The 1,253-nt window shown below is 67.4% G+C and carries 1 pseudogene; it reads right to left on the minus strand.

Features of this window, described 5'->3' with window-relative positions:
* Positions 1–1,253 (minus strand): annotated as a pseudogene (locus tag MOV75_RS38740) (negative regulator of septation ring formation); the annotation flags it as partial.

Below are 1,253 nucleotides of genomic sequence, written 5' to 3' on the forward strand. Positions count from 1 at the left end.
GCGCGATGTCGCGGGCGCGCTCCTCGGCCGCTGCCAGCGATTCATCGAGCAGGCCGGTGAAGCGCGACAGCCGCTGGTCGAGGTCGGCGGTGCGCAGATCGATCGTGGTGACGAGCGATTCCAGCGCCTGCTTGCGCTCGGCAAGCGAGGCGGTGGTGTTCTTGTTGCTCTGCTCGACGACCTGCGCGGCGTCGACCAGCGCCTTGCCGTGCGCATCGAACTGGGTCGACAACTCGCCGAGATCCTGGAGCGCCTTCGTGGTCTTGCTGTTGAAGACGTTGAGCTGCTCTTCCAGGTTCTGCGTCGCCGCGCCGTTGCGTGAGGTGACGTCGTTCATCGCCGAGACGAAGTCGGCGACGCGCGTCACCAGCGCCCGCTCGAGCGAGTTGAGGTTGTCGTGCGCACCGGTCAACACCTCCTGGAGCAGGATGTTGCCTTCGCGCAGGCGCTCGAACAGCGCCACCGTGTCGGTGCGCAGGATCTTGCTGGTCTCCTGCATCTCGGTGACGGCCGCGATCGAGACCTGGCGCGATTGGTCGATCGCGGAACGCGAGGACTGCTCGAGGTCCTTGAGCGACTTGCCGACCGCGCTGGTGGCGATCTCGCTCGCCGCGTTGATGGTGCGGGCGACTTCCGAGCCGTTGCCCATCATGGTCTGCGAGAAGGCCTGGCCGCGCGTCTCGATCGATTTCAGCGCGTCGGAGGTGACGCGGTCGATGTCGAGCGTGAGCTGGCTGGTCTTCGAGCCGATCGCATCGACCAGCGCACCGCGCTTGGCGTCGATCATGTTCGACAGACGGTCGGCCTGCTGCTGCACATAGGTGACGATCTCGTCGGTCTTGCCGGTCATGGCCTGGCCGAAGCTGGAGCTGGCGGCGAGCACCGAACGCTCGACGTCGGACGAGCTCGACTTGACCCGCGAGCTCGCCTCGTTGGAGGCCGTGATCAGCGCGTTCTGGGCGTTGAGCGCGCTGGTCTGGATGTCGTTGGTCGCGTTCGCGGTGGCCGCGCTCAGGGTGCGCTCGATCTCGGTCGAGATCGTGCGGATCTGGCTCGCGGCGTCCGCGGAGGTCGAGGTCAGCGAGGTCTGGGCCTCGCGTGCGCTGTTGAGGATGGTCGAGGCGGTGTCGGCGCCGACGGCGGTCAGCGTGCGCTCGATGTCCGTGGTCAGCGACTTGATCTGGCTTGCCGCGTCGGTCGAGGCGGAGATCAGCGATCCCTGGGCCTCGCGCACGCCGCTGGTGAGCGCCTCG

The sequence above is a fragment of the Bradyrhizobium sp. PRIMUS42 genome, from assembly GCF_023006515.1.
Classification (GTDB): Bacteria; Pseudomonadota; Alphaproteobacteria; order Rhizobiales; family Xanthobacteraceae; genus Bradyrhizobium.